At 77.2% G+C, this 7,888-nt stretch carries 1 protein-coding gene; it reads left to right on the forward strand.

Translation table 11 applies throughout. The features are described 5' to 3' along the window. Positions 1-7,888 (forward strand): type I polyketide synthase (locus tag PPSIR1_RS40870; RefSeq protein WP_006977214.1); only part of this gene is annotated, 7,888 nt, incomplete at both ends.

Here is a 7,888-nt window from a genome sequence, read left to right on the forward strand (position 1 = left end):
CCCCCACCCCCTGCTGACCACGGCCATGCGCGGCGTGTTCGAGGCCCACCTCGACGCGCAGACCGACGAGGGCGCGGCGGCCCTCGGGACGCTGCGCCGCGACGAGGGCGACCTGCGACGGGTGCTCGGGTCGCTGGCCGAGCTCCACTGCCATGGCCTCGAGCTCGACTGGGCCCCGCTCGTGGCGCGATGGGCCGGCCGTGAGCCCCGGCGGATCCCCCTGCCCAGCTACGCCTTCCAGCGTCGCCGCCACTGGCTCGAGGTCCCCGCGGCCTCGGCCAGCGATCTACGCCGCGCGGGCCTGCGCGCCCTCGAGCACCCCTTCCTGCGCGCGCACACCGCGGTGCTCGGCGACGATCGCCGGCTGTTCACCGGCACCGTCGACCTGGGCCGCGCGAGCTGGCTCGGCGACCACCGGGTGTTCGAGCGGGTCATCTTGCCGGGGGCGGGCTTCGCCGACCTGGCCCTTAGCGCGGCCCGGCACAGCTGGCCCGAGGCCTCGGCCCTCGCCCTCGACGAGCTCGTGCTCCTCGCCCCGCTGGTCCTCGACGCCGGGCCCGTGGACCTCCAGGTCGTGCTCGAGGCCCCGGACCCGCAGACCGGCGCGCGAGCCCTCGCCGTGCACTCGCGCGACGCCGCGGGTGATGCCGGGCAGGTCCACGCCCGCGGCAAGGTCCGGGCGATCGAAGCCGAGACGCAGCGGGTCGAACCTTCCAAGCCCCCCGCCGACGGCCTCGCGCTCGAGCCGACCTACGCCGCCCTCGAAGCCCTCGGCCTGCGCTACGGCCCCGCCTTCCGCGGGCTGCGACGCGCCTGGCGATCGGCGGACACCCTCGAAGCCGTGGTCGAGCTCGACCCCGCGCAGGCTCTCGGCCAGCCGGCCTTCGCCATCCACCCCGCGCTCTTGGACGCGGTCTTCCAGCTCCGCGCCCACGCCCGCCCAGACGCTGGCGAGGTCGCCCTGCCCTTCGCCCTGACGGCCCTCGAGCTCCACGCCAGCGCGCCGTCTCGGCTGTTCGTGCGCGCGCGCCTCGACGCCGCGGGTGCGCTGTCCCTCGAAGCCTGGGACCCCGAGGGGCGGCTCGTGCTCCGCCTCGGCGCCCTCGAGCTGCGCCCGGCCAGCCCCGAGCAAGTCTCCCCCAACGAGCGCGTCCCCTTGCGCGTCGCCTGGGAGCCCATGTCCGCGCCCTCGAACATGCCCGCCGACTCGGCGAAGACCCTCGAGCGCCACGCGGACTGGACCGAGCTCATCGCGGGCCTCGACGCGGGCGCCCCGGCGCCTGCCCTCGTCGTCCGCCGGTGGTCCGTCGAGGAGCCCGGCGCGGACGCGGCCGCGCGCGTGGCCGAGGCCGGCCTCGCCGAGCTCCAGGACTGGCTGCGCCACCCCGCCCTCGCCCGCACCCGGCTGTGCTGGGTCACCCGCGCGAGCGTCGGGGCCGATCCCCGCGACGCCCTCGAAGGCCTGGCCCTCGCGCCGCTGTGGGGCCTGGCTCGGGTCGCGCGCAGCGAGTCGGGGCGCGCGCTGTCTCTCGTCGATCTCGACGCCGACACGCCCCTCGAACACGCCCCGATCCACGACGCCCCCGAGCTGGCGCTGCGCGGCGGAGTCCGCCTGCGCCCGCGGCTGCGCCCCCTGACCAGCGAGACCGCCCAGCGCCCTGCCCTGGACGCGGGCGCCGTGCTGATCACCGGCGGCACCGGTGCCCTCGGGGCCGAGCTCGCCCGCCACCTCGTCCGCAACCACGGCGTGCGCGAGCTGGTGCTGTGCTCCCGCCAGGGCCTCGACGCCCCCGGAGCCCCCGCGCTCCAGGCCGCGCTCCTCGAGCTCGGCGCGGCGGCGGTGCACATCGAAGCCTGCGACGTCGGCGAGCGCGAAGCCGTCGCCGAGCTGCTCTCGAGCCTCGACGGGCGCCCCGAGCTCGGCCCGCTCACGGCCGTGATCCACACCGCCGGCTGCCTCGCCGACGCGACCCTCGAGCGCCTCGACGCCGAAGCCCTGCGCCGGGTCCTCCACCCCAAGGTCGCCGGCGCCTGGAACCTGCACGCGCTGACGCGAGGGCGCCCCCTCGCCGCCTTCGTGCTGTTCTCGTCCGCCGCCGGGCTGCTCGGCAACGGCGGCCAGGCCAACTACGCCGCCGCCAACACCTTCCTCGACGCCCTCGCCCAGCACCGCCGCGGCGCCGGCTTGCCCGCCCAGAGCCTCGCCTGGGGCCTGTGGTCCACCGGCGGCATGTTGGCGGGGCTCGGCGAGCTCGGCCGCGCGCGCCTGCGCCGGATGGGCGCCCGCGCCCTGCCGATCGACGCCGGCCTGGCCCTCTTCGACGCGGCCCTCGCCCGCGACGAGGCCCTGCTCGCGCCCCTCGACCTCGACCCTGCGGTCCTCGCCGAGCGCCGCGACGCGGGTGCGCTTCCCGCTCTACTCGAGGCCCTCGCCCCGCCCGCGCGCGCGGGCCTGCGCCGCGCCGGCCGGAGCTCCACGGAGCCCGAGCTCACGACGCAGCTGCGCGCGGCCACGGCCGAGACCCGCCAGACCCTCCTGTCCGAGCTCGTCGCCACCTTGGTGACCCAGACCCTGCGCCTGAGCGAGGCCCCCTCGCCGAGTCGGCCCCTGCGCGAGCTGGGCCTCGACTCGCTCATGGCCATCGAGGTCCGCAACGGGCTCCAGCGCGCCACGGGCCTGAGCCTGCCCTCGACCCTGCTCTTCGATCACCCCACGCCCCGCGCCCTCGTCCGCGCCCTGCACGACGCGCTGGAGCCCGTCGCCGAGCCCACGCTCGCAGCTCCCCCCGCGCCGAGCCCCCCGACCGCCCCCGAAGACGACGCCATCGCCATCGTGTCCATGGCCTGCCGCTTCCCCGGAGGCGCCAGCACCCCCGAGCAGCTGTGGCGCCTGCTCCTCGACGGCGGCGACGCCATCGCCGAGTTCCCCGAGGACCGCGGCTGGCCCCTCGACACCCTGTTCGCCCGCGACGCCGAGGGCCGCCCGCTGCCCGGCGCCTCGCTCAGCCGCGCCGGCGCCTTCCTCCGCGAGGCCGCCGACTTCGACCCCGCCTTCTTCAACATCAGCCCCCGCGAGGCGCTGGCCATGGACCCCCAGCAGCGCCTGCTGCTCGAGCTCTCGTGGGAGGCCTTCGAGCGCGCCGGCGTCGTGCCCGAGTCCCTCGAGGGCAGCGCCACGGGGGTCTACCTCGGGGTGATGTACGCCGACTACGGCGGCCGCTTCACCCACGACCCCGCGGCCCAGGACGGCTACCTCGGGACGGGCAGCTCGGGCAGCGTCGCGTCCGGGCGCATCGCCTATACCTTCGGCTTCGAGGGCCCCGCGCTGACCGTGGACACGGCCTGCAGCTCCTCCCTCGTGTCGCTGCACCTCGCTTGCCAGGCGCTGCGCCGGGGCGAGTGCGACCTGGGCCTCGTCGGCGGCGCGACGCTCATGGCCACGCCCAACGTGTTCGTCGAGTTCAGCCGCCTCGGCGCCATGGCCCCCGACGGGCGCTGCAAGCCCTTCGCGGCCGCGGCCGACGGCTCGGGCTGGAGCGAGGGCGCGGGCGTGGTGGTGCTCCAGCGCCTCGCCGACGCGCGCCGAGAAGGCCGCGAGGTCCTCGCCCTCGTGCGCGGCTCGGCGGTCAATCAAGACGGGCGCTCCCAGGGCCTGACCGCCCCCAACGGGCCGGCCCAGCGCCGGGTGATCGCCGCGGCCCTCGGCGCCGCGGGGGTCGAGGCGAGGGAGGTCGACGTCGTCGAGGCTCACGGTACGGGCACGGCCCTCGGCGACCCCATCGAGGCCCGAGCCCTGCACGCGACCTACGGCCGCGCCCGCGAGGCAAAAGACGCGCCGCTGTGGCTCGGCTCGATCAAGTCCAACCTCGGCCACACCCAGGCCGCGGCCGGCCTCGCCGGGGTCATCAAGATGGTCCTCGCGCTCCAGGCCGAGCGCCTGCCCCAGACCCTGCACGTCGACGCGCCCTCCGCCCACGTCGACTGGGACGGCAGCGTCGCCCTGCTGACCGAGGCCGTCGACTGGCCCCGGGGCGCGCGGCCGCGGCGGGCCGGCGTGTCCTCCTTTGGCCTGTCGGGGACCAACGCCCACGTCATCCTCGAGGAGGCGCCAGCGGTCCGCCGCGAACCCGCCCCCTCGACCCCCGCGCGTCCCCCCGCCGCGCCGGTCGTGCTCTCCGCCCGCAGCGAGGCCGCCCTGCGCGGCCAGGTCGAGCAGCTGCGCGCGCGCCTGGCCAGCGACGAAGGCCCGACGGAGATCTGGGACCTCGCCTACTCCCTCGCCACCCGGCGGACCCACTTCGAGCACCGCGTCGGGACCGTCGCAACCGGCCTCGAAGCCCTCGACGACGCCCTCGCGCGCTTCGAGGACGCGAGCGCCCGCGACTGGGTTCACGGCCGCGCGGGCGAGGCGGGCAAGCTCGTGTTCGTGTGCCCGGGTCAGGGCTCGCAGTGGCTCGGCATGGCCGCCGCCTTGCTCGAGCAGTCCGCCCCCTTCGCGGCCGCCGTCGCGGCCTGCGACCGCGCCTTCGCCCGCCACTTGCCCTCGGACGCGCCTTCCCTGCTCGAGCGCCTGCGCGAGACCGGAGCTCCCGACGCCGCGCTGCCCGAGGATCCCGAGCTCGTTCAGCCCATGCTGTTCGCCGTCATGGTCGGCCTCGCGGCCCTGTGGCGCGAGCTCGGGGTCGTCCCCGACGCCGTCGTCGGCCACTCCCAGGGCGAGATCGCGGCCGCCTGCGTCGCGGGCATCCTGAGCCTCGACGACGCCGCCGCCATCGTGGTCCGGCGCAGCCGAGTCATCGCCCGCAGCGTCCCCCCGGGCGCCATGCTGGTCGTCGGCCTCGACCCCGAGGGCCTCGCCCCCTGGCTCGAGCCCCTCGACGGTCGCGTGACCATCGGCGCCGTCAACGGGCCGCGCTCGACCGTGCTCTCGGGTGCGCGCGCGGCCATCGAAGACCTGCGCGCGCGCGCCCGCGCCGAGGGGGTGTTCGTTCGCCCCGTGGCCATCGACTACGCCTCGCACTCGGCCATGGTCGAGCCCGCCCGCGAGCCCCTGCTGACCGAGCTCGACGCGCTCCGACCCACGCCCGGCTCGGTGCCGATGCTCTCGACCCTCGATCTGGCCTTCGTCGACGGCGAGGCCCTCGACGCCAGCTACTGGTACCGCAACCTGCGAGAGCCCGTGCGCTTCGCCGAGGCCGTCGACGCCCTGCTCGACGCCGGCCACCGCCACTTCGTCGAGCTCAGCCCGCACCCGCTGCTGGTCACCACCATCGCCGCCGCGCTCGAGGCCCGGGAGCTCGACGGCGGCGCCGTCGGGAGCTTGCGGCGCGGCGCGGGGGGCCTGGACCAGATCCAGCGCGCCCTCGTGGGGCTGCACTGCGCGGGTCACCGCGTCGACTGGGAGGCCGCCCTCGCCCCCGCCAAGGCCCGCCCGGTGGCCCTGCCGACCTACGCCTTTACGCGCCAGCGTTACTGGCTGGAGGGGCCGCGCCCCTCGAGGTCCGCGCGTCCGCCCGAGCGCCCGAACTGGCGCTACACCGTGCGCTGGCGCCCCCTCGAGCTCGCGGCTCACGAAGGCGCTGCGCTGCGTTGCCTGCTCGTCGCGCCCAGCGACGCTCCGCCGGCGCTGCGCGAGCGCGCCGCGGCGATCACCCGCGCGCTCGAGGACGCGGGCGCCACCGTGGCCACCGCCAGCCTCGACAGCGTCGCGGCGCAGCTCGAGGGCGAGACCACCCACGTGCTCTCGCTGCTCGCCCTCGACGAGCGCATGTCCGACGACGCGCCCGGGCTCCCCGCCGGCCTGGCCGGCAACCTCGCCCTGACCCAGGCCCTCGCCGAGCACCAGGCCCGCGCGCGGCTGTGGCTGCTGACCCAGGGCGCCGTGACCACGGGCGCCGACGACCCGCTGTGTGCCCCGCTCCAGGCGACGAGCTGGGGTTTGGGCCTGAGCGCCTCCCTCGAGCAGCCCCGGCTGTGGGGCGGCCTCGTCGACCTCCCGAGCGCGACCACGCCCGCCGCCCTCGCGGCCCTGCCCGCGCTCCTCGCCAGCGGCCCCGACGATCAGCTCGCCCTGCGCAAAGCCGGCGTGCTCACCCGTCGCCTCGCGCCCGCTCCCGCGGCCGAGGGCGCCGCGCCCCTGCGCGTCCGCGGGACCGCGCTGATCACCGGCGGCACGGGAGCCCTCGGCTCCGAGGTCGCCGCCTGGCTCGCCCGCGCAGGCGTCGAGCGCCTCGTGCTGACCAGCCGCCGCGGCGTCGAAGCTCCCGGCGCGGCCGCGCTCCGCGAACAGCTCGAAGCCCTCGGCGCCGCGGTCTGCATCGAGGCCTGCGACGTCGCCGATCGCTGCGCCCTCGCGGCCCTGCTCGCCGAGATCGACGGCGGGGGACCCCCGCTGACGATGGTGGTCCACGCCGCGGGCGTGCCCGGGCCGATGGCGCCCCTGAGCGCCCTCGATGCCCGCGACCTCGCCCAGACCCTCGCCGCCAAGGTCGAGGGCGCCCGCCACCTCGACGCCCTCACGGCCGACCGCCCCCTCGACGCCTTCGTGTGCTTCGCGTCCATCGCGGGCACCTGGGGCAGCGGCCGCCAGTCGGCCTACGCCGCCGCCAACGCCTACCTCGACGCCCTCGCCCACGCGCGCCGGGCCCAAGGTCGCGCGGCCACGAGCGTGGCCTGGGGCCTGTGGGCCGACGCAGGCATGGGCGCCGACGCGGACGGCCTGGCCTTCCTGCAGCGCCAGGGCCTGCGCCCCTTCGCCCCCGCCGAGGCCCTCGCCGCCCTCGAGCGCGCGCTCGCGGCAGGCGACGCCGCGGTGACCGTCGTCGACGTCGACTGGCGACGCTTCGCCCCGATCTACGCCGCCGCCCGGCCGCGCCCGCTGCTCGCCGAGGTCGCCCCTGAGCCCGAGCCCGAGCCCACGCGCGCCGAGAGCCTGCGCGGGCTCGACACCAAAGCCCGCCGAGAAGCGCTCCTCGCCCTCGTCCTCGAGCACACCGCGGGCGTGCTCGCCTTCCCCGACCCCGGCGCCCTCGATCCGCGCTCGAGCTTCGCGGCCCTGGGCCTCGACTCGGTCATGGCCGTGGAGCTGCGCGAGCGCCTGAGCCGAGCCACCGGGACGCGCCTGCCCGCGACCTTGGCCTACGACCACCCCTCCCCGCGCCAGGTCTGCGCCCTCTTGGTCGAGCGCCTCGTCGGCGCGCCCGTCCAGGCCGAGGCCCAACCCGCCGTCGAGCGCTCCGCCGCCGCGGTCGAAGATGACGCCATCGCCATCGTCGGCGTAGGCCTGCGCGCCCCCGGGGGCGTCGTCGATCTCGACAGCTTGTGGGCCCTACTCGAGGCCGAGGTCGACGCCGTCGGCCCCATCCCGCCCGCGCGCTGGGACGCCGAGCGCGACTACGACCCGGACCCCGGAGCGCCCGGCAAGTCCTACGTCCGCGAGGCCGCCCTGCTCGACGAGGTCGAGCGCTTCGACGCCGCCTTCTTCAACATCAGCCCGCGCGAGGCCGCCCACGTCGACCCCCAGCACCGCCTGCTGCTCGAGCAGTCGTGGCACGCCCTCGAGCACGCCGGCTTGGTGCCCTCGCAGCTCGCCGGCTCGCGCACGGGCGTCTACGTCGGCATCGGGCCCAGCGACTACGCGAGCACCCGCGCGCCCCAGCCCGCCGCCCGCGACGCCGCGAGCGCCCACGCGGTCACGGGCAGCCACGGCTCCTTCGCCGCGGGCCGGGTCGCCTTCCACCTCGGCCTGCGCGGGCCCACGCTGTGCGTCGACACGGCCTGCTCGTCCTCCCTGGTCGCCCTGCACCTGGCGTGCTCGGCCCTGCGCAAGGGCGAGTGCGAGCGAGCCCTGGCCGCTGGCGTGCAGGTCATGACCGGCAGCGCCGGCTTC

The sequence above is a fragment of the Plesiocystis pacifica SIR-1 genome (assembly GCF_000170895.1).
In the GTDB taxonomy this organism is placed as follows: domain Bacteria; phylum Myxococcota_A; class Polyangia; order Nannocystales; family Nannocystaceae; genus Plesiocystis; species Plesiocystis pacifica.